The sequence below is a fragment of the Nocardia coffeae genome (assembly GCF_019890715.1).
GTDB classification, from domain to species: Bacteria; Actinomycetota; Actinomycetes; order Mycobacteriales; family Mycobacteriaceae; genus Nocardia; species Nocardia jiangxiensis.
Genome location: NZ_JAINZY010000002.1, coordinates 949,242 through 971,077, shown reverse-complemented (window position 1 = coordinate 971,077; position 21,836 = coordinate 949,242). Strand labels below are relative to the sequence as shown.

Genomic DNA, 21,836 nt, shown 5'->3' with positions numbered 1-21,836 from the left:
AGGATCATCCGCCCCTCGAGGTCCGAGCGGGCGTCCGACAACCTTCGACAGTCCGGCTCAGCTCACAGAGCGGACCATTCCTCGGACACGACGAAGGCCCGGAAGCGGTCCACCACCGGGGACTCGGGCTGGTCCGCGCGCCACACGAGCCCGAGCACCCGGTGCGCGGCGGGGTCGGTGAGGGGGAGGTAGACCGCATTCGGGTCGGCTCGGTGCGGGCGCGGCCGGGGTACGACGGTGACGCCGAGCCCGGCCGCGGCCAGGCTCTCCATGGTTGCGATCTCGGCGCTCTCGAAGGCGATCTCCGGCTGCTCGCCGACACGGGCGAGCAGGTCCTCGGTCAGTCTGCGCAGGCCGAAGTCCGGGCCCAGCAGGATGAACGGCTCACCCGCGGCCTCGGCGATCTCGACGCTGTCCTTGCCGGCGAGCCGGTGGCCGCGCGGCACGACCAGGCACAGTTGCTCGGTGTGGATCGTGTGCCAGGCCAGATCCCGGGAGTCCGGACGCGGGCCGGTCACGGCCAGATCCACGACGCCGTCGGTGACCAGCGCCTCCAGCTCGTACGTGGCCGCCTGCGTCAAGGTGAACTGCACCTGCGGCGCCCGCGCCCGGAACCCGCGGATCACCTCCGGCGCCAACCAGGTCGCCACCGAGTGCAAGAATCCGAGCCGGACCGTACCGTGCTCCGGATCCCGCAGCACCCGGATGTGCTCGGTCGCGGTGCGAAGTTCGAGCAGGCTGCGCCGCGTGTGCCGGAGCAGCACCTCACCGGACGGGTTCAGCCGCAGACGTCGATTGACGCGGTCGAACAGCGGCGCCCCGATCTCGTGCTCCAGCCGCGCGAGGCTGCGCGACAGGGTGGGCTGGGTGATGTTCAGCCGCTCGGCCGCCTGCGTCATGTGCGACGTCTCCGCCAGCGCCACGAACCACTCCAGATCCTCGGTGTTCATGCGTCGATCGTATCGAGACGATGAAAATGTTTCATTTCACGTATCACGGTTGCTGGGGCACGATTCAAGAACGCCGCTGAAGTCGACCGACGGAGGAACCAGCATGCCCACACCGGACACCGAGGGCATCCTCGCCGCAGCCCTGCGGGACTGGCGCCCACCGATCCTCGAATCCGCCCGGCGCGTCGACCCCTGGCAGTCCGCGGCCTTCGCCGCGCTGCTCGATGCCCCCGCTCCGGCGGACGAGCTGCCCCCGCTGTGGCACTGGTTCACCCTGATCGAGCACCCCGCGCAGGCCGAGATCGGCGAGGACGGGCACCCGGCCGACGGACCGTTCCTGCCGCCGATTCCGGGCCGCCGCCGGATGTTCGCGGGTGGTCGCTTCGAACAGTGGGCCCCCATCCCGCACGGCTGCGAGCTGTCCGCCCGCTCTGCGGTGGCCGAGGTGAACCTCAAGACCGGACGAACCGGGGAGATGGCATTCGTGACCGTCCGCCACGAGCTCGCGGCGGACGGCGAACCGGTCGCCCGCGAGGAGCAGGACATCGTGTACCGGTCAGAGCCGGCGGGCACGCCACCGCGGACGATGCCCAGGCCGGACGGCGACGAGCCCGAACCGGCCGGAGCGTGGCGGCGCAGTCTGGTCACCGATCCGGTGCTGCTCGCCCGCTTCAGCGGGCTCACCTACAACGGGCACCGCATCCACTACGACCGGCCGTACGTGACCGGCGTGGAGGGCTACCCGGACCTCGTCGTGCACGGGCCGCTGCTCGCCCTGCTCGCGCTGGAGCTGCCGCGCGTGCACGACGCTCGCGTGCGCAGCATCTCCTACCGGCTCGTCCGGCCCGCTTTCGTACCGGCAACGGTGGTGGCCGCGGGCTCCCGCGACGGCGACGAGCTGGAGGTCACCGTCGCCGCGCAGGGTGCCACGCCGTCGCTGACCGCCTCGATCCACCTCGTCTGAAAGGCCGGACCCGATGACATCCCAGGCCGCTCCCCCGCCGCTGCACGGCCTCACCGTGGTGAGCCTGGAGCAAGCCGTGGCCGCCCCGTTCGCCACCCGCCAGCTCGCCGACCTCGGTGCTCGCGTGATCAAGGTCGAGCGCCCGGGTTCCGGCGACTTCGCCCGCGGCTACGACGAAGCCGTGCACGGGAACTCCAGCTATTTCGTCTGGCTCAACCGCGGCAAGGAGTCGATCACCCTCGACGTCAAATCCCCGGACGGACACGCGGTGCTGGGCGAGTTGCTCGACCGCGCGGACGTCCTCGTGCAGAATCTCGGCCCCGGCGCGGCGGAACGGCTCGGTGTGGACGCGGCCTCGCTCGCGCGGAGCCACCCCCGGGTCATCCCCTGCACGGTGTCCGGCTGGGGCACCAGCGGTCCCTGGGCGGACCGCAAGGCCTACGACCTGCTCGTGCAGTGCGAGACCGGGCTGCTCTCGATCACCGGGACCGCGGACGAGATGGCCAAGGCCGGGATCTCGGTGGCCGACATCGCCGCCGGCATGTACGCGTACTCCGGCATCCTCACCGCTCTGCTGCGTCGCGCCACGACCGGGCTGGTGTCCGCGGTGGAGGTGTCTCTGTTCGAGGCGCTCGCGGAATGGATGGGCGCGCCCGCGTATTACACCCGCTACGGCGGTCGGCAGCCCGCCCGCGTCGGCGCGCAGCATGCCACCATCGCCCCGTACGGCCCCTATGACACCGCGGACGGCAGCCTGCTGCTGGCCGTGCAGAACGACCGCGAGTGGCACGCGCTGTGCACGGTCGTGCTCGGCGATCCGGCCGTCGCAACCGATCCTCGCTTCGCCTCCAATTCGGCGCGGGTGGCCCATCGCGCGGAACTGAACGAACTGATCGGCCGCACACTGAAGACGGTAACGACCACGGCCGCCGCGGCTCTGCTCGACGAGGCCGGTGTGGCCAACGCCGGCCTCAACCGGATCGAGGAGTTCCTCGACCACCCGGTGCTCGCCGAGCGCGGGCGGTGGCACGAGGTCGCCGTACCCGGCGGCGTCGTCGCAGCCCTGCGGCCCCCGGCCGATCTCGCCGACGTCGAGCCGGTGATGGGCGCGGTCCCCGCACTGGGCGAGCACACCGACACCATCCTGCGCGAACTCGGCCGCTCCGCCGCCGACCTCGCCGACCTGCACGACCGCGCCGTCGTCTGAACCTTCCCGACCCTTTCGAAAGGACACCACCATGAGCACGCTGAGCAGCGAGGAACGGTACGTCGTCGATACCGTCCGAGAGTTCGTCGATCGCGAGGTGAAACCCGTTGTCCAGCAACTGGAGCACGCGAACGAATACCCCGAGAAGATCATCGAGAAGATGAAGGCGCTCGGCATCTACGGCCTCGCGATCCCGGAACCCTGGGGCGAGGCGCCCGTCTCCATGCCCTGCTATGCACTGGTCACCGCCGAGCTGGCCCGGGGCTGGATGTCACTGGCCGGGGCGATGGGCGGGCACACCGTCGTCGCGAAACTACTGCTGGCCTTCGGCACTCAGGAGCAGAAGGACAGGTACCTGCCGCGAATGGCGACCGGGGAGCTGCGTGCGACCATGGCGCTCACCGAACCCGGCGGCGGGTCGGACCTGCAGGCGATGTCCACCCACGCCCGCCTCGACGGTGACTCCTACGTGATCAACGGGACCAAGACCTGGATCTCCAACGCCCGCCGCTCCGGGCTGATCGCCCTGCTGTGCAAGACCGACCCGAAAGCCGAACCCCGCCACAAGGGCGTCTCGGTACTGCTCGTGGAGCACGGACCGGGCCTGACGGTGTCCAAAGACCTGTCCAAGCTCGGGTACAAGGGCGTGGAGACGTGCGAGCTGGTCTTCGACGACATGCGGGTGCCCGCCTCCTCGGTGCTGGGCGGCGTCGAGGGCAAGGGGTTCGCGCAGATGATGAAAGGGCTCGAGACCGGCCGCATTCAGGTCGCCTCCCGGGCTCTGGGCGTGGGGCAGGCGGCATTCGACGATGCGTTGCGTTACGCCCAGGAGCGCGAATCGTTCGGCAAGCCGATCTGGCAGCACCAGTCCATCGGGAACTACCTGGCGGACATGGCCACCAAACTGACCGCGGCGCGCCAGCTGATCCTGTTCGCCGCGGAGAAGTTCGACGCCGGTGAGCGATGCGACATGGAGGCCGGGATGGCGAAGCTGTTCGCCTCCGAGACCGCGATGGAGATCGCGCTCGACGCGGTGCGGATCCACGGCGGCTACGGCTATTCCACCGAGTTCGACGTCGAGCGCTACTTCCGCGATGCACCGCTGATGATCGTCGGCGAAGGCACCAACGAGATCCAGCGCAACGTGATCGCCGCGCAGCTGGTCAAACGCGGCGGGCTCGACTGATGCCCGCACACGTGCGCGGTCCGGCACTGCTGTTCTGCCCCGGTGACCGGCCGGACCGGTTCGACAAGGCGCTCGCCGCGGCCGACTCGGTGATCCTCGACCTCGAGGACGCCGTCGGTCCGCAGCACAAGGACCTCGCTCGCAAACACGTGGTCGAGGCGCTGGGACGTCTCGACCACGAGGCCGTGCTGGTCCGGGTCAACGCCCTCGAAACCCCGTGGCACGAAGATGATCTCGCGGCGCTCGCCCCGTTCCCGAACGTCGTGGTGATGCTCCCGATGACCGTCTCCGCGGCGGCAGTCGAGTCGATCGCGCACCCGGTCGTCGCGCTGTGCGAAACCGCCCGCGGGATTCTCCGCGCTCCCGAGATCGCCGCGTCACGCAACTGCGTCGGGATGATGTGGGGCAGCGAGGATCTCGTCGCGGACCTCGGCGCTGACCGCGGGCGGGCAGCGGACGGCGGTTACCGCCCCGAGGCCGTGCACGCCCGAACCCAGATACTCTATGCCGCCCGCGCGAACGGGGTGCCACCGATCGATACCGTGCTGGTAGATATCGCCGACCTGGACACCCTCACGGCGGACAGCGCCACCGCGGCCGCCTCCGGCTATACCGCCAAGGCCTGCATTCACCCGACGCAGGTCGCGGTCGTGCGGTCCGCGTTCCGCCCCTCGGACGACGAGATCCGCTGGGCGCAAGACGTTCTCGCCGAAGCCGAGGCACACAGCGGGGTCTTCACCTTCGAAGGCCGCATGGTCGACGCACCCGTACTCACCCACGCCCGCGGTGTCCTGCGGCGGCTCCGGTAGTGCCACAAACCCAATACGATCGATGGGACGGACCCATACACTCACGCTGGTTCAGCCCTCCTGCGACACCCGCTTCGCGGCCCAGCGGTAGTCCGGCTTGCCGTTGCCCAAGCGCCGGATCTCGGTCACGAACACGAATTCCTTCGGCACCTTGAATCCGGCCAGCTCGAGTTTGCACACCCGACGCAGCGCCGCCGCGGTGAGTTCCGCCTCCGGCTGCGGGCACACCAGGGCCACGACCTCCTGCCCCCAGCGCGCGCTGGCCCGCCCCACCACCAGCGCGTCGGCGATCCGCGGATGTGCCCGCAGCACCTCCTCGACCTCCTCCACGAAAACCTTTTCGCCGCCGGTGTTGATCACCAGCGAGTCGCGGCCCAGGAATCGCAGGGTGCCATCGGCGGCCACGCTCGCGCGGTCGCCGGGGATGGCCATGCGCTGTCCGTCGATCTCCGGGAAGGTGCGCTCGGTGGTCTCGCGGTCGTCGAAGTAGCCGAGCGGAACCCGGCCCGTCCTTGCCGCCCAGCCGATCTCGCCGTCGCCGGGTTCGAGGAAACGGCTGCGATCGTGCGAGACCGCGGTCGCACCCGGCCCCGGATCGAAGGTGTCGACCTCGGCGCCGCGACGGCTGCGCCCGTAGGCCATACCGCCGGTCTCCGAGGCGCCGTACCCCTCCACGACCATCACGTGCGGCAACAGTTCCAGCAACTCGCGCCGGTGCTGCGCATTGGTCGCCGCTCCCCCGGTCCCGATGACGAACAGCGACGACAGATCGTAACGGCCACTACGCAATTCGCGCACCAGCGGGCCCGCATACGCGTCGCCGACGATCGTCATCAACGCCGCACGCTCACGCTGCGCGACCTCGAGTGCGGTACGGGGATCGAAGGATTCGCGATCGTCGTACAACACGATCGTCTGCCCGGCCAGCAGGCCCGCGAACGCGGTCATGATCCCGGCGGCATGTGACAGTGGCGACACCGCGAACCACACCTGCCCGGTCGCGTGCGCGAGTTCGCGCAGCGGCGCGGCGGATTCGTGATCGGCGCCGTTCATCGCCGACACGTACAGATCGCTCTGCCGCCACAGCACCCCCTTGGGACGTCCGGTGGTCCCGCCGGTGCACAGCATGATCACGTCGTCGGGGCTCGGCGCGACCACCCGCTCGGCGCTCCCGAGAGCGATCGCGGTCTCCAATGGCACCGTCCCCTCCGGCGCGGCGGCATCATCACCGTCCTCGATCGAGACCAGCAGCTCCACTCCCGCCGGCGCGGCCTCGGCGACCACCGGCCCGAAGGAACGGTGAAAGACGATGCCGCGCGGCCGGATACAGCCCAGCAGCTCGCGAATCTCACGCGCGGTGTAGTGGTAGTTGATGTTCACCGGGACGACCCGGGCCTGCACGCAGCCGATCAGCGTCTCGAGATACAGGTCGTTGCGCATGAGCAGCGCGACGCGGTCCTGGCCGCACTCCCAGCGCTGCAGTTTCTCGCGCGGCGTGTGCGCGCCGAAACCGCGCTCGGCCAGGAAGTCGGCGAACCGCCGGGCGCGCTGTGCCGATTCACCGAAAGTGCTCCTGCGAGAACCGCAGACGGTCATCGTTCGATCCGGGACGGCCTCGGCTACCGCGTCGAACACGGCCCCTATCCTCCATTCGCTCAACGCCGCCCCGATCTCCCACGGCCGCCGCGACGGGCGGACCTGACCGTTCTCTGGTAGATAACGCTGCTGTATCCCTGTCGGTCACCGCATCGTGAGCGTCGGCTCCGAACACCGGCGTCGAACCGACCGGAGACTGCCGCGCATCGTGGTGGCCCCCGACCGGGTTCGCCGCGACGCGCTGGGCAGCCTCCCTCGCGCTCATCGCGGCTGGAACCGCTGTGCTCCGTCGAGCCGCACGACCTCACCGTTGATGTAGGGGTTCTCCAGCAGGTGCTGGGCCAGGAACGCGAATTCGTCGGGTGCGCCGAGCCGCTTCGGGAACGGCACGGCGGCAGCGAATTTCGCGAGTTTCTCCTCGCCGAGGAATTCCATCAGGGGCGTGCGCATGGTGCCGGGCGCGATGGTGTTGAGCCGGATGCCCACCGAGCTCAGGTCCCGGGCGCCCGGCAGGGTCAGCCCGATCACCCCGCCCTTGGCCGCCGCGTAGGCGGACTGACCGATCTGGCCCTCGTACCCGGCGATCGAACTGGTCATCACGATCGCGCCGCGTTCACCGTTCGCCTTCGGATCCAGTGTCGCGATCCGGGCCGCGGCGACGCGCAACACGTTGAAGGTGCCGCTGAGATACAACCCGATCGTATCGGTGAAACCCTTGAAGGTGTGCGGGCTGCCGTCTCGGTTGACCACCCTCTCCAGGACTCCGAAGCCGCCGTGCGCGATCACCACGTACCGCGGCACACCCAGCTCGTCGGCCTTGGCCAGGCTGGCCGCGATGGCGTCCTCGTCGAGTACGTCGGTGTGCGCGTAGGCCACCTTGTTGCCGAGCTCGTCGGCCAGTTCCTTGCCTTTCTCGTCGTTGACATCGCCGATGAGGACCGCGGCTCCGGCGCCGTGCAGGCGACGCACCGTGGCCGCACCCAATCCACCGGCGCCACCGGTCACCACTACGACTTCACCTTCGAACGACACAGCGTCTCCTGACTTTCATGATCATTTGTCCGGGTGAGGCGGCCGCCGCGGCGGCCGAACGAAAACCCTTATGTACCGGTCCATTCGGGCTTGCGCTTCTGCGCGAATGCCGTCGCGCCCTCCTGCGCGTCCTTGGACTGGAAGACCGGGATGACGAGTTCGAGCTGTTTGCGCCACATCTCCTCGGTGGACCAGTCGCTCGACTTGACCAGGACCTCTTTGGTTTTGGCCACCGCGAGCGGGCCGTTGGCGGTGATCCGCTCGGCCAGCGCCAGCGATTTCTCCAGTGCCGCACCGGGTTCGGTCAGCTCGTTCACCAGGCCGTAGCCCGCGGCCGCCTCGGCGGTGAAGCTCTCGCCGGTCAGTGCCAGTTCCATCGCCTTCTGATACGGGATGCGATGTTGCAACCGCAGCAATCCGCCGCCCGCGGCGACCAGGCCCCGTTTGACCTCGGGGATACCGAATTTCGCGGTGCGCGAGGCCACGATGAGATCCGTCGCGAGCACCAGCTCGGTGCCACCGGCCAGGGCGTACCCTTCGACCGCCGCGATGATCGGCTTGACCGGTGGACGTTCGGTGAAACCGAGTCCGCGACCGGGCACGATCACCACCTCGCCCGCGGTGAACGCCTTCAGATCCATTCCCGCGCAGAAATTTCCGCCCGCACCGGTCAGCACGGCGACCGAGAGTTCGGGACTCTCGTCGAGTTCGTCGATCGCATCGGCCAGCCCCTGGCTGACCGCGGTGTTGATCGCATTGCGCGCCTCGGGCCGGTTGATCGTGATCACCAGCGTGCGCCCGCGGCGTTCGCGCAGCACTTCATCGGACATCTCAGACCTCCACCACGAGTGCGCCACCCTGGCCGCCACCGGCACACATCGCCGCGATGCCGATGCCGCCGCCGCGACGGCGCAGCTCGTACAGCAGCGTGGTCACCATGCGCGCGCCCGAGGCCGAAATCGGGTGTCCGAGACTGCATCCGCTGCCCGAGAAGTTCACCAGTTCCTCGTCGATCCCGTGCTCGCGACAGGCCGCGATCGGCACCGAGGCGAACGCCTCGTTGATCTCCCACAGCGCCACGTCCGAGACCTTCAAGCCCGCGCGATCCAGGATCTTGCCGATCACCTTGCCCGCTGCCAAGCCGTTGTCCGCGGGGGTCATCGCGGCATTGGCCCAGGCTCGCACGGTACCCATCACCTCGAGCCCCTCCGCGGCGGCGAAGTCGTCACCGACCACCGTGACCGCGGCGCCGGCATCGTTGATTCCGCTGCTGTTGCCCGCGGTGATCGAGAAGCCCTCGATCTCCGGATGCAGCACCGGCAGTGCGGCCAGCCGCTCCAGAGTCGTTCCTCGCCGGGGGAATTCGTCCACCGCGAAGTCGACCACCGAACCGTCGAGCTGCTGGACCTTAATCGGGACGATCTCGTCCAGGAATTTGCCCGCGTCGATCGCGGCGATGGCACGCTGATGCGACCGCAGCGCCCAGGCATCCATCTCCTCGCGCGAGATCCCGGCCTTCTTCGCGGTGTTCCACCCGACGGTGATCGCCATGTCCAGGGTCGGCGCGTCGGGCGTCTCGGGGTGCGAGGGCGGCATCCACGGCTCGACGAATTCCAGCTCGGCCTTCCCGGGCACCCGCCACTTCATCAGCGGCGCGGTCGACAGCGACTGCACGCCACCGGCGACGATCACCCGCTCCATCTCCGAGACGATGTGCGCCGCACCGTTGGCGATCGCGGTGAGACTGCCGGTGCAGTGCCGGTTCACGGCCTGTCCGGGGACGGTCTCCATGCCGCAGGCCACGGCCGCGTGTCGCGCCAGATCACCGCCGCCGTAGTTCAATTCGGCCAGGATGACGTCGTCGACCACCGTCGGATCGATACCTGCCCGGCGCACGGCCTCCGGCAGGACGGTGGTCGCCAATGTCTCCGCGGGCACATTCGCGAGCGCCCCTTTGAAGGATCGTCCGATCGCGGTCCGGACCGCACTCACGATGACGGGTTTCGCCATACCTCTCAACCTCTGCACCACTCGTGCCGCACCACTCGGGCGCGGCGAGCCAACACTGTTAGTACGAATTACTGTAACAAGTACGGTATAGCACCGTCATGGTTCGACCTCGATCATTCTTCTCACTTGCCCCACGGGACGGCCTTGACGTAACCGCCTGCGTCCACCCGCAATTGGCTGCCGGTGATGTAGCGCGCCCGGTCGCTCGCCAGGAAGACGACGAGATCCGATACGTCCTGCGGTTCGATGTACGGGATCGGCATGGCCTGCATCGCATGGAACGCGGGCTCGGCCTCCTCCCGGGTGGGCGAGGTCTTGTCCGGGCGGAACACCTGATACATGCCCTCGTTGTGCAGCATGTCGGTGTTCACGTTGGTCGGGTGCACGGCGTTGACCCGAATCGACTGCTTGGCCAGCTGGATCGACAGGTCGTTGACGTAGTGTGCGACAACCTGTTTCGCGAAGCTGTAGGCCGACCCGCCGGGACCCTGCTTGGTGGAGCTGCCCAGTTGCGCTGCCAGCGATCCGGTCGCGATGATGGCCCCGCCCGCACCCAGGTGCGGCAGGCTGCCCTGGATGACGTTGAACACCCCCGCGAGATCGGTGTCGATCGTGTCCGACCAGGACTGCATGCTCTGTCCCTTGCCCAGGGGCGCGATACCGGCGTTCGCGACGACGATGTCCAGGCGTCCCAGCGCCCGCACCCCGTCGGCGATGCAGGTCCAGACCGCGCTGCGTTCGCGCACGTCCACGATGACGGGATGGGCTCGCACGCCGTGCTTTTCGACCAGGCGGACGGTTTCGTCCAGATCCTCGGGCCGGGACAGCGGATAGGTGTTGCCGTCGAGGTCCGCGCACAGATCCAGGGCGATGATGCTCGCCCCCTCGGCCGCGAGATGCACCGCGTGCGAGCGGCCTTGCCCGCGTGCGGCACCGGAGATCACCGCTACCTTGCCATCCAATTTTCCCACGGGTGACATCCTTTTCCTCAGTTCGGTGATCGGCCCTGCGGCCACGAATCGGTCAGTGCTGCCTGGGAATCCGAATCCGGCTGCCGATGGTCTTGGTCTCGAGGTACTGCCCGAAGCCCTCCAGGCCGCACTGGCGGCCGACGCCGCTGTTCTTGTAGCCGCCGAACGGCGCGTCCGCGCCGTAGAACATGCCGCCGTTGACGCCGATCGAGCCGGTGCGGACCCGGCGTGCGACCGCCATGGCCCGGTCGGCCGATGCGGACAGCACCGCACCGGCCAGGCCGTAGGCGCTGTTGTTGGCGATGCGGATCGCCGCTTGGTCGTCGTCGAACGGGATCATCACCAGCACCGGCCCGAAGATCTCCTCCTGGGCGATCGCCAGATCGGGGTCCTCGCAGACGAATACGGTCGGTTGCACGTAGTGACCGCCCGCCAGTTCCGCGGGCAGCGACTCGACGCTCCCGCCTCCGGTCACCAGACGAGCGCCGTCCACCGTCGCACGGGTGCACGCGTCCAGGACACGCTCCTGCTGAGTCGCGGTGATCACCGGGCCGACCAGCGTGTCGGGTGACGCGGGATCGCCGACCGGGACCGCGTCGAACGCCGACGCGACACCGGCGACCATGTCGCCGAATGCCGAGCGATGCACCAGCATCCGGCTCGTCGCGGCGCATGCCTGCCCGGCGTGCACGCACACGCCCACCGCACTGCGCAGCGCGGTGACCGGATCAGCGTCCTCCAGCACGATCAGCGCCGACTTGCCGCCCAATTCGAGGAATGTGCGCTTCATCGTCTCCGCGCCCAGCCGCATCAGCCTCCGCCCGACCGCGGTCGACCCGGTGAACGAGATCATGTCCACCCGCGGATCGGTGGCCAGCAGGCTCGCGACGTCGTTGGACGGGGTGGGCACGATATTGACCACACCCGGCGGGATATCGGTGCGCTCGGCGATGATCCGGCCGATTCGGGTGGCGTTCCACGGCGTGTTCGGATCCGGCTTGAGTACGACGGTATTTCCCGCGGCCAGCGCGGGACCGAGCTTGTTCAGGATCACCTCGACCGGAAAATTCGACGGGCAGATCGCCGCGACCACGCCCACCGGTTCCTGAACCACCGTGCGCACATTGCGTTCGCCGAACAGCCCGCCGCCGGGAAGGGTTCGCTCCCATTCGAATTCATCGATCAACCGCGCGGGGTACCGCAACGATTCGGCCAGCGGCCAGTCCAGCTGCGCGTTGCGCAGAGTCATCGCGGGACATCCGACCTCCGCGACGAGTTCGTCGGCGAACTCCTGCTTTTCGTCCTCCAGCCCCTGCTGCAGTTGTCCCAGGCAGCGCCGGCGCAGCGCTCGATCGGTGGACCAGCCGGTCTCGTCGAACGCACGCCTGGCGGCCTCGATCGCGCGAAGCATGTCCCGCGGACCGGCCGCGGCGGTGACACCGAGCGAAGCGCCGGTGGCCGGGCTGAAGTTCGCGAACTCCTCGCCGTCGGTCGCCGAGGTCAGCTCGCCGTCGATCAGCAGACGAGTCTCGGCTCGCGCCGCTGCGCGGCGACCTACATCGGCACTGGTGGCCGGGGTCTGCCCGACGATCTCGCGCACATTCCCTCCTGATCCTCGGCAGCCGCATCCGCGATGTCACGAAATCCATTCTGGATGAGTAACTGTAACGTTTACCGTATAGTTCTTCAAGACATCGAGCGATCGGAAGAAGGGAACACCCATGTCGGGCCTGCTCAACGGCATTCGGGTTGTCGAACTGGCGTCCTGGACGTACGTCCCCTGCGGAGGCGCCGCCCTGGCGGACTGGGGCGCGGAGGTGATCAAGGTCGAGGACACCACCGGGGGTGATCCGTGCCGCAATCTGGTGGTCGGCGGTCTGACTCCCGAAAGTTCCCCGGTCCGTGCGAATTTCATGATGGAGCTGGGCAATCACGGTAAGCGCAGCATCGGGGTGAACATCAAGTCCGAGCGTGGCCGCGCGATCATCGGCAAGCTGATCGCCAGCGCGGACGTCTTCCTGACCAACTGGCTCCCGGGGCCGCTCGAGCGCGCGGGCCTGACCGTGCCGCAGATCCGGGAGTTCAACCCGAAGGTCGTCATCGCCCGCGGCAGCGGCCACGGCAGCCGAGGCGCCGAGCGGGACCGGGGCGGCTTCGACGCGGCCAGCTATATGGCCCGCGCCGGGGTCGCGTATGCCCTGTCCCCCAGCGACGTCGAATATCCGGTGACCCAGGGCCCGGCGTTCGGCGATCTGCAAGGCGGGATAACCCTCGCCGGAGGCATCGCCGCGGCCCTGTTCCATCGCGAGCGCACCGGCCGTGCCCCCATCGTGGACAGTTCCCTACTGGCCCAAGGCATGTGGGCGATCGCACCGGACATCGGGGCGGCGGACTACTACGGAGTCGATCGCATCCCCGCCGGGCCGGCGGGCACCGCACTCAACCCCGCGGTGAATCGCTACCAGACCCGCGACGGACGGTGGGTGCAGCTGATGCTGTTGCAGACCGACCGCTTCTGGCAGGGGTTCTGTGAGCGGATCGGCCGGCCCGATCTGGCGACCGACGAGCGCTTCGTTCCGCTGTCGAACCTGGTCGCCAACCAGGAAGCCGCCACCGCCGAATTGCGCAGGACGTTCGCCGAACGCGATCTGAGCGAATGGCAGAAGACGCTCGCCGACGAGCCCGCCGTCTGGGCCACCCTCGCCAGCCCTCGGGAAGTTCTGGACGATCCGCAGGTGGCAGCCAACGGGTATCTGATGGACGTCACCGACGACGCCGGTAAACACTACCGAACCGTCTGCGCCCCTGTGCAATTCGACGAAACGCCGCCGCCGCCGAGTCGCTCTCCCGAATACGGCGAGCACACCGAGACGATCCTGCTCGAGCTCGGGCTGGACTGGGACGACATCATCGCAGCCAAGGACGACGGCGCGATCCTCTGAGCGTCGGCACCCGTCCCGCGCGAGCAGTCCCTATTGACGAGTCCGCCAGGACAGCTACCCTAAGCTGTATCGTAAGCAATACAGTATGCCTTTTCGAAGGAGCGTGATCGTGGACGAGAACGACATGATCCTGATCAGCGTCGATGACCACATCATCGAACCGCCGGACATGTTCAAGAACCATCTGCCGCAGAAGTACGCCGCGGACGCCCCGCGGCTGATCCACACCGACGACGGCGCCGATGTGTGGAAGTTCCGCGAGGTCACGGTGCCGAACGTGGCGTTGAACGCCGTCGCGGGGCGCCCCAAGCACGAGTACGGCCTCGAACCCGAAGGGCTGGACGAGATCCGGCCCGGCTGTTACGACGTGCACCAGCGCGTCAAGGACATGAACGCGGGCGGGGTTCTGGCCTCGATGAACTTCCCGTCGTTCCCGGGCTTCGCGGCCCGGCTGTTCGCCACCGAGGACCCCGACTTCTCCCTGGCTCTCGTGCGCGCCTACAACGATTGGCACATCGATGAGTGGTGCGGCGCCTATCCCGGCCGCTTCATCCCGATGGCCTTGCCGGTGATCTGGGATGCGCAGGCGTGCGCGGCGGAGGTCCGCCGCTGCGCGGACAAGGGCGTGCATTCGCTGACGTTCTCGGAAAACCCTGCCGCACTGGGCTATCCGAGCTTCCACGACCCGTACTGGAATCCACTGTGGCAGGCACTGGTGGACACCGACACCGTGTGCAGCGTGCACATCGGATCCTCCGGCCGGTTGTCCGTGCCCGCGGTCGACTCGCCCCCGGATGTGATGATCACGCTGCAGCCGATGAACATCGTGCAGGCCGCCGCCGATCTGCTGTGGTCGCGGCCGGTCAAGGACTACCCGGACCTGAAGATCGCGCTGTCCGAGGGCGGCACCGGCTGGATCCCGTACTTTCTCGAACGCGTCGACCGTACCTACGAGATGCACTCGGCCTGGACGATGCAGGACTTCGGCGGCAAACTCCCCTCGGAGGTGTTCCGCGAGCACTTCCTGACCTGTTTCATCAGCGATCCGATCGGCGTGCGGCTGCGCAACGAGATCGGCATCGACAACATCTCCTGGGAAATGGACTACCCGCACAGCGATTCCATGTGGCCCGACGCCCCGGAGGTGCTGCACGAGGTGCTGCAGCGCGAGCAGGTGCCGGACGACGAGATCCACAAGATGACTCATCTCAACGCCATGCGCTGGTACTCCTTCGATCCGTTCCAGCACGTGCCGCGCGAGCAGGCGACCGTCGGTGCGCTGCGAGCCGCGGCCGCCGATCACGACGTCAGTATTCAGGCGCGCAGTCACAAGCACACATCGGCGGAAGACAAGCTCGCCGCCTTCCAGACCCAGATCAAAGCGGCCACCGCGCACACCGCGAGCTGACCCGGTGTCGCGGTCCTGACGGACGCCCACCTGGCCGGTCCGGGGCCAGGTGGGCGTCCGCCGTTTCTCTACGAATTTCGCGACTACGCCGGCCAACCCGCGCGGATCGCATGGCTTCGCGCAAACGACGGACGACCACTGCGACCGGAAAAGTGTTGCGGCGCAATCTGGTCGAAGCACTCCCCTAGCCGGACTGGTGCGCCCAGGCGCCGATCAGCTCAGCGGTCGTGGTGACCGTGGCCAGCAGGGACAGGGTGTTGTCGATGACGGCCGCGCCGTATTCGCGTGGGACGCCGGCCACCGCGTCACGTGGGAGCACGACGCGATAGGCGGCGTTCACCGCGTCCATCACCAGATTCGGGATGGCAACGTTGAGGGATACTCCGGTCGCGACGATCGTCGTGATGCCGAGATTGCGCAACACCGCGTCGAGATCGGTGCCACCCATGGGACCCAGACCGTGTCCGCGGGTCAGGACGAGGTCGGCTGGTTCGGGGCCCAGCTCGGGCAAGACCGCGGCTCCCGGACTTCCGGGCGTCACATCGACTCCGCGCCGCCCGATGTCGAACAGTTTCGCATTGTGGTTGGCGCCCTGGCCATCTGCGCGCCGCGTCACCACGCAGTGCACGATCCGAACTCCGGCCGCCCGCGCTACGGGCAGCAGTCTGCCGATATTGGGCAGCGCCTCGCGCCGGGCCTCGTGCGCCAGTGCCGCAAGCCCAGCATCCGGGCCCACCACCGCACCCTGGCACTCCTGAACGACCACGGCCGTGCGGTCCGGCGCGACCAGCTGTGCCGGTAACGCCGGGCGCGTCGCGGCGCCCGGATCCCGGCCGCCGCTCGATACGCTCACGCCGGGGTGCTCGCGGTGTCCTGCGGGGACACGTCGTAGAACTGTGTAGCCCATTTCCGCAGCGACAGATACGGTTTCACATCCTTGGGCGACAACGGAGGATGCTCGACGTACTTCTGGTATCGCCAGATGCTGAGGTCTTCCCAGACGGTGATCAAGAACTGCTTCTCCACCCGCTCGCGAACCTCCGGCGGCGGCACATCGGATTCGTCGCCGGGATTTCGCGGCCACCAGATGGAGTAGAACAGGTCCGAGCATTCGTCATCGACGGGCGTCGTCGCGAAGATGAGCCGGTGTTTCGAGGAACCTTCGAAGGCGCTGATCGACCCGCCCAGTCCGAACATCTGCGCATGGATTCGCATCGCCATCTTGTCCGGGTCGGCACTGCGCGCGTCCGGCCACCCGGTCAGGAAGGACCAGGTGTGGTCCTCCTCGCGCCAGTCCAGCATCTGCGGGGTGACCGTGGCGCCGTGCACGTATTCGAAATGCAAACTGTCCGGGCCGTTTTCGAGAACCACCTGTGGATGTACCGGCTCTCGCTCGCTCTTGCGGGAGAACTCCGGATACGGCCGGTAGTAGCCGGACGGGTCGGTTCCGACATCGGGGAACAGTTCGAAGATGTCGGGCATCTGCCATCGCGGCTCCTTGCCGTGGGGCTGATGCCACATGAACACACAACCGTTCTGTTCATCGACCGGGTAGACGCGCAGCCGCAGACCACGGTTGACCCGGTCCTCCCCCGGAATCCTGCGATTGCGCCCGTCCGGGCCCCATCGCCAGCCGTGGAACGGGCACTCGACGCAGTCACCGACCACCTTGCCGCCGTGGCCGATGTGCGCGCCGAGGTGCCGGCAGTGACCGGTGAGAATATGCAGCTCGCCGGATTCGTCGCGGTAGGCCACGAGATCCTCGCCGAAGTACCGCAGCGGCCGGGCCTGTCCCTTCGGGAACTCCGCGGACCACCCCACCATGAACCACCCGGTGACCTTCCAGGTGAAGGGAACCTTCACGTGACACCTCCAGAGGACACTTCAGTCGTACTGTTTTATTTACAGTAGTACATCCAGCAGGTCGGCGCGACCCCCGGCTCCAGCCGACCGCGGGTGATGCGGGCTCCGCTTTGCTGTGCCGCAGCGGCGATCTCGCGGATCACCGCGCCGATCGCAGCAACAGGACGCCACTGGGCGTCAGTCCACCGCTGGTGACGACCGCGACCCGGGCGTCGGGAATTTGGCGCACCCCGCCGTCGCCGCGCAGTTGGGTCACCGCTTCGTGCACCAGGCCCATACCGTGGGTCCGGCCGTGGGACAGCTGGCCGCCGTGGGTGTTCAACGGCAGGATCCCTTCTCGCGCAATGTTTCTGCCCCGGTCGAGGAAGTCCTTGGCCTCGCCGATGCCGCAGAAGCCGAGCGCTTCGATCCACGACAGGCAGTTGAAGGTGAACCCGTCGTAGAGTTCGGCGACATCGACGTCGCCGGGCCGCAAGGTCGTGCGGGTCCACAGATGCGCGGCTTGGCCGAGCACCTGCGGCTCGTGCGTCAGTGTGCTCTGGTCCCACTCCAGGCGTTCGAGGATCTGCGTGCCCACCGCCTCGACCAGTACCGGCGGCCTGGCCAGATCCCCCGCGGTCTCCCGCGCGGAGACGATCACCGCGACCGACCCGTCGCACGGCACATCGCAGTCGTACAGGCCGAACGGTGTGGTGATCGGCCGGGCCGACAGATAGTCGTCCATGGTGAGCGGATCGCGGTAGATCGCCGTGGGATTGTGTGCCGCGTTGGCCCGCTGATTGAGCGCGATCCAGCCCAGGGTCTCGCGATCGGTGCCGTAGGTGTGGAAGTGCCGTTGCGCGGTCTGGGCCAGGATGTGTGCGGCCGAGACGGCGCCGAAGGGCGCCAGCCAGCTGTCGGTGATGCCCGCCGACGGCGAAATCCGCCCGGCCCGAACCAATTGCGCGTAGGTGGACTCCCACACCGTCCGGAAGCACAGCACGTGCCTGGCGAAGCCCGCCGCCACCGCCAGCATCGCCGCGATCACCGAACCGCCCGGCCCGAACGTCTCGCCGCCGCCGTTGTACCAGGTCGGCCGGATCCCCAGCGCCGATTCCACCGCGGTGACACCACCTTCGCTGAACGGGCCGAGGGCACCGGAGCCGGGGTAGGTGGACAGACCGTCGATATCGGCCAGGCTCAGCCCCGCGTCCTCGACGGCCGCCCGGCACGCCTGCACGGTCAGCGACAGCGGATCGGCCATCAGTCGACGCCCCAAGCGCGACATGCCGATTCCCGTGAGCGCCACCTTGTCCTCGAACTTCTCGGCCGAAGCCATCGGCCGGACCAGCCCGCGTATCGCATCGGGCCGAATAGCGTCGGCGGGCAACGGATTCGGCGGGTTCGGCGGTGGCGCCGGGCGGAACATCGGTAACCAGACCGCACCGGCGCGCTCGAACACCACTTCCATCCGGATGCCGAGTTCGAGTTGCTCGGGGTCGCATTCCACGACGTTGGTCGTCAGCCGGACCCGCGAATCCTCCTCGAGCGCAACCTGTGCCACTACATAAGGCGGCGGCAGGCCGGGCGGGGCGAACCGGTGATTCACCGTGTAGCCGATGAGCGTCCCGAATCCGGAGACCACTCGCACACCCATGTCCGAGCCGTGGCAGCACCGGCACACCGGCTGCGGCGGATGGATCAACGCCGAACACGCGGCGCACTGCTGAATCCGCAGTCGTCCGTCCGCACCGGAGCTCCAGTAGAACTCGGTCTCGGGTGTCACGGACGGCAGCGGACGCGTCGGATCCTCGGGCACATATCCTCCTCGTGGCCCGGTGCGGATTACCGCTTCTGCTGTGCGGCTTGGTTTTTCATACCGTCCAGGGCCATCAGCACCGGTTGTCCGGTCTCGGAGATCGCGTGGGCGTGGCCCAGCTGATGGATGTCGAACACCGCTTGCACGGCGGCGGTGAACCCCTGGATGTCGAGGGTCTGGTTGACCGCGCGTTTCGCCGCGCGCAGGGCGAACGGATGTTTCGTCGCGATCTGTGCCGCCAGTTCCCTTGCCGCGGCATCGAGTTCGTCGCGCGCGACCACTTTGTTGACCATGCCGATCCGCAACGCTTCCTCGGCGTTGACGGGCCGGCCGGTGAACAGGACCTCCTTGGCCAGCCGGGCCCCCATCTCCCAGGTGTGCGCGTGGTATTCGACGCCGCCGATGCCCATCGCCACGACGGGATCGGAGAACCGGGCGTTGTCGGCGGCCACGATCAGATCACACGGCCAGGCCAGCAGCAGCCCTCCGGCGATGCAGACCCCCTGCACCGCGGCGATGGACGGCTTGGGGATGTTGCGCCACTTCAGTGAATAGCCGACGTAGCGGCGGGATTCGACCTCGTAGATGTCGGACACCAGCCACTTGTCCCGGTTGTCGTCCCAGGTGCTGCGGGCGACGTCGTGACCGGCGGAGAAGTGTTTGCCGTTGGCGCGCAACACGATCACCCGCACCTGCGGGTCGTCCGCGGCCCGGGTCCACGCGGCGTCGAGCTCGTCGAGCAACGCCATATTCTGCGCGTTGTGCACCTCGGGCCGGTTGAGCGAGATCGTCGCGATGCCCTCGGCAACCTCGTAGCGGACCAGATCGGTACTCATACTCGACCTTTCATCGTTTCGCCGCGACCGGCGCGGCATAGTTCGCCCGTCCCAGGCCCAGAACATGCTCGGCGATCATGTTGCGGAAGACCTCCAGGGTGCCGCCGTAGATTCCGCACAGCGGCGCCCAGCGGTAGACGTACTCCGCGCCGCCCTCGTCCGCGGCCCCTTCGGCATCGATCGGCAGCGCGGAGGCCGCGCCGAGCAGGTCCATCAGATCCGGGGAGATGTCGCGCATCGTCTGGGCGATCGCGACGCGGCCGAACATGCTGGGCGCGGACAGCGCCGCTTCCATCCGCGCGATGCTGCGGCCCAGCCGATACGCGACCGCCCCGTCGTCGATCAGGCGGCGACCGTCGGGACCTTGCCTGCCCGCGATACCGGCGATCCGGTCCACCGAGGTCGCCATCATGGTGCCCTGGTGCACCATGATGGACACGTCCTGCAGGCCGTCCGCGTCCGCGTCGACCACGCCGTGCTCGACGGCCAAGGGCTGCAACAGGACTCGCCATCCGTCGTTGACCTCGCCGAGCCGGTACCTGTCGTCCACGCGGACGTCGGTGTAGAACACGATGTTCGTCCGGTCGCCGTCCACGGTCCGGATGCCCTGGATCTCGATTCCCGGCGTGTCCAGGGGAACCAGGAACATGGTGAGGCTCTTGTGTTTTCGCGCCTCGGGATCGGTGTTGGTGATCAGGAAGACGTACTGGCAGTTGTGCGCTCCGGTGGTGAACATCTTGGAGCCGTTGATGATCCACTGCTCACCGTCGCGAACGGCCTTGGTCTTACAGGTCGCCACATCCGAGCCGCCGTCGGGCTCGGTGTAGCCCAGACACAACCGGACCTGTCCGGATGCCACCCGCGGCAGCACTTCGCTCTGCAACTCGGGCGAACCGAAATGCTCGACCGAGGCCGCCACTATCGCCGTGGTGCCCCAGGTGACCCACGGCACGTGTACCCGACGCCGCTCCAGATCCCACAGCCTGCGCTGCACCCGGGTCATCCCGCCCTCGCCCCCGGTGTTCAGTTCCGCCGACAGCCAGCCATCCGCGCCCATGGCCAGGTGCACGCCCTCGTCGAAGTTGTCACCGGTTTCCCGATCACGCCGCCGGACCTCATCGGTGACGTGGGTGTCGAGGAACTTTCGCACCCGATCGTGGAAGGCTTGCTCCTCGCCCGACAGTTGCACTCGCGAGAAATCCATCGCTGTCTCCGTTCTAAACCTGAACCGCGGCAAAGCATTCGGCGACCCGCGCCGCACTGGCTCCCGGATCGCCCCCGGCCAACGACCAGCCCCGGGCACGCAGCAGATACGCGGACGAGACGGATTCCGCGCTGACGCCGAGGCCGCCCTGCACATGCACGGCGGTGGTCGCGGCCTTCGCGGCCTCCTCGGCCAGGTACACGAACGCCGCCGGTGCGAGGCCGGGCTGGGCATCGGGTTCGTTGTCCAGGAACCAGGCCGCGCGGCGGGCCAGATTGCGCCCGGACTGCACCACGATCGCGATGTTGGCCAGTGGATGGGAGATCCCCTGGAGTGTGGAGATGGGCACGCCCATGGTGTAGCGGTTCCTGGCGAATTCCGCGGCCACGGTCAGGGTCTCCTCCACCAGGCCCACCAGCGCCGCCGCGGTGAGCAGCCGCCATTCGTCCAGTGCCACAACGTATTGCGCCAGCGCCTCGGCGCCGGACGCGACGACGGTCCGGTGGTCGGCCGCCGCGGGATCGATCCATGCCATGGGCAGCCGCCCGATGTTGTCGGTCCTGGCCGGGCGGGTGTCGAAACTCAACCGGACGATGTCGCTGCCGTCCCGGACCAGAATGTGATCGGCCACCGCACCGGAGGGGATCAGCCGCGGCCCGGTGACGGCGTCGAGACGAGCATCCAGAGCCACCACGGTCTTGCCCGCGACAATATCCGAGTCGTCAGGCCCCAACGCTCCCAGGCGAGCCAGCAGCCGGGCCGCGCAGACATGATCGATCCACGGAACGGGTGCGATGGTGCGGCCGAGTTCTTCGGCGACCAGGGTCAGATCGACCAGTGTCGCGCCGTCGCCGCCCACCGATTCGGGCAGGGCCATCGAGGTGGCGCCGGTGCCGCACAGCTGTTCCCACAGATTCTTGTCGAATCCGATCGGTTCGGCGGCGCGGACGATATCGATGGTGCTGCGCGTCCGGAAGAATTTCGTGTAGACCGCCTGCAACTCGGTCTGGTCCGCGGACAGGCTGTAATCCTGTCTGCGCAGTTCGTAGCGATCCATCGT

Annotated in this window: 19 protein-coding genes; 6 read left to right on the top strand and 13 right to left on the bottom strand. The window is 68.1% G+C overall.

Annotation, left to right across the window (positions count from 1 at the left end; all coding sequences use genetic code 11):
• Positions 1-62: 62 nt before the first annotated feature.
• Positions 63-950 carry a LysR family transcriptional regulator gene (locus K7711_RS13540; RefSeq protein WP_222969152.1) on the bottom strand — a complete coding sequence of 296 codons (888 nt, stop codon included), beginning with the start codon at positions 948-950 and terminating at the stop codon, positions 63-65.
• A gap of 103 nt (positions 951-1,053) precedes the next feature.
• Here K7711_RS13540 and K7711_RS13535 point away from each other — a divergent pair, with 103 nt between their 5' ends.
• From K7711_RS13535 to K7711_RS13520, 4 genes are read left to right on the top strand one after another with little or no spacing between them, the layout of a single operon-like run.
• On the top strand, positions 1,054-1,914 hold the full coding sequence (locus K7711_RS13535; RefSeq protein ID WP_222969150.1) for an HTD2 family dehydratase: 861 nt from the start codon (positions 1,054-1,056) through the stop codon (positions 1,912-1,914).
• 13 nt (positions 1,915-1,927) lie between these two features.
• Positions 1,928-3,121: a CaiB/BaiF CoA transferase family protein gene (locus K7711_RS13530; RefSeq protein WP_222969148.1), complete on the top strand. Its 1,194-nt coding sequence runs from the start codon at positions 1,928-1,930 to the stop codon at positions 3,119-3,121.
• Positions 3,122-3,152: 31 nt separating this feature from the next.
• Positions 3,153-4,307: an acyl-CoA dehydrogenase family protein gene (locus tag K7711_RS13525; RefSeq protein ID WP_222969146.1), complete on the top strand. Its 1,155-nt coding sequence runs from the start codon at positions 3,153-3,155 to the stop codon at positions 4,305-4,307.
• Positions 4,307-5,116, top strand: a complete 810-nt coding sequence (locus K7711_RS13520) for an HpcH/HpaI aldolase/citrate lyase family protein (RefSeq protein WP_222969144.1) — start codon at positions 4,307-4,309, stop codon at positions 5,114-5,116. The genes K7711_RS13525 and K7711_RS13520 overlap by 1 nt, the downstream gene beginning before the upstream one ends.
• A gap of 51 nt (positions 5,117-5,167) precedes the next feature.
• Here K7711_RS13520 and K7711_RS13515 read toward each other — a convergent pair whose 3' ends face one another.
• The 6 genes from K7711_RS13515 to K7711_RS13490 all read right to left on the bottom strand — a co-directional run bounded on the left by K7711_RS13515 (position 5,168) and on the right by K7711_RS13490 (position 12,325).
• On the bottom strand, positions 5,168-6,775 hold the full coding sequence (locus tag K7711_RS13515) for an AMP-binding protein (RefSeq protein ID WP_222969141.1): 1,608 nt from the start codon (positions 6,773-6,775) through the stop codon (positions 5,168-5,170).
• 198 nt (positions 6,776-6,973) lie between these two features.
• The gene (locus tag K7711_RS13510) at positions 6,974-7,744 is read right to left on the bottom strand and encodes an SDR family NAD(P)-dependent oxidoreductase (RefSeq protein ID WP_222969139.1); all 771 of its coding nucleotides are present in this window, start codon (positions 7,742-7,744) and stop codon (positions 6,974-6,976) included.
• 68 nt (positions 7,745-7,812) lie between these two features.
• Positions 7,813-8,574, bottom strand: a complete 762-nt coding sequence (locus K7711_RS13505) for a crotonase/enoyl-CoA hydratase family protein (RefSeq protein ID WP_222969137.1) — start codon at positions 8,572-8,574, stop codon at positions 7,813-7,815.
• Between the two features lies 1 nt (position 8,575).
• Entirely contained in the window at positions 8,576-9,754 is a 1,179-nt protein-coding gene (locus tag K7711_RS13500; RefSeq protein WP_222969135.1) for a thiolase family protein, read from the bottom strand.
• A 122-nt stretch (positions 9,755-9,876) separates the two neighbouring features.
• The gene (locus tag K7711_RS13495; protein ID WP_222969132.1) at positions 9,877-10,725 is read right to left on the bottom strand and encodes a mycofactocin-coupled SDR family oxidoreductase; all 849 of its coding nucleotides are present in this window, start codon (positions 10,723-10,725) and stop codon (positions 9,877-9,879) included.
• Between the two features lie 52 nt (positions 10,726-10,777).
• A complete protein-coding gene (locus tag K7711_RS13490; RefSeq protein WP_222969130.1) occupies positions 10,778-12,325 on the bottom strand; it encodes an aldehyde dehydrogenase family protein in 1,548 nt (515 codons plus the stop codon).
• Between the two features lie 121 nt (positions 12,326-12,446).
• Between K7711_RS13490 and K7711_RS13485 the strand changes: the two genes are divergently transcribed.
• Together K7711_RS13485 and K7711_RS13480 are read left to right on the top strand one after the other, a co-directional pair.
• Complete coding sequence (locus K7711_RS13485) at positions 12,447-13,667, top strand: CaiB/BaiF CoA transferase family protein (RefSeq protein WP_222969128.1); 1,221 nt, start codon at positions 12,447-12,449, stop codon at positions 13,665-13,667.
• A 109-nt stretch (positions 13,668-13,776) separates the two neighbouring features.
• Positions 13,777-15,075, top strand: coding sequence for an amidohydrolase family protein (locus K7711_RS13480; protein WP_222969126.1), 1,299 nt, complete (start codon positions 13,777-13,779; stop codon positions 15,073-15,075).
• A gap of 184 nt (positions 15,076-15,259) precedes the next feature.
• Here K7711_RS13480 and K7711_RS13475 read toward each other — a convergent pair whose 3' ends face one another.
• From K7711_RS13475 to K7711_RS13450, 6 genes are all read right to left on the bottom strand, one after another.
• Entirely contained in the window at positions 15,260-15,865 is a 606-nt protein-coding gene (locus K7711_RS13475; RefSeq protein WP_235747173.1) for a cysteine hydrolase family protein, read from the bottom strand.
• A 59-nt stretch (positions 15,866-15,924) separates the two neighbouring features.
• Positions 15,925-16,938, bottom strand: coding sequence for an aromatic ring-hydroxylating oxygenase subunit alpha (locus K7711_RS13470; protein ID WP_222969122.1), 1,014 nt, complete (start codon positions 16,936-16,938; stop codon positions 15,925-15,927).
• Between the two features lie 139 nt (positions 16,939-17,077).
• Positions 17,078-18,736, bottom strand: a complete 1,659-nt coding sequence (locus tag K7711_RS13465) for a thiolase C-terminal domain-containing protein (RefSeq protein ID WP_222969120.1) — start codon at positions 18,734-18,736, stop codon at positions 17,078-17,080.
• A 26-nt stretch (positions 18,737-18,762) separates the two neighbouring features.
• On the bottom strand, positions 18,763-19,572 hold the full coding sequence (locus K7711_RS13460) for an enoyl-CoA hydratase (RefSeq protein WP_222969118.1): 810 nt from the start codon (positions 19,570-19,572) through the stop codon (positions 18,763-18,765).
• A 10-nt stretch (positions 19,573-19,582) separates the two neighbouring features.
• Positions 19,583-20,776 (bottom strand): acyl-CoA dehydrogenase family protein, encoded by a 1,194-nt coding sequence (locus K7711_RS13455; protein WP_222969116.1) that lies wholly within the window; start codon positions 20,774-20,776, stop codon positions 19,583-19,585.
• Between the two features lie 13 nt (positions 20,777-20,789).
• A complete protein-coding gene (locus tag K7711_RS13450) occupies positions 20,790-21,833 on the bottom strand; it encodes an acyl-CoA dehydrogenase family protein (protein WP_222969114.1) in 1,044 nt (347 codons plus the stop codon).
• Positions 21,834-21,836 lie beyond the last annotated feature (3 nt).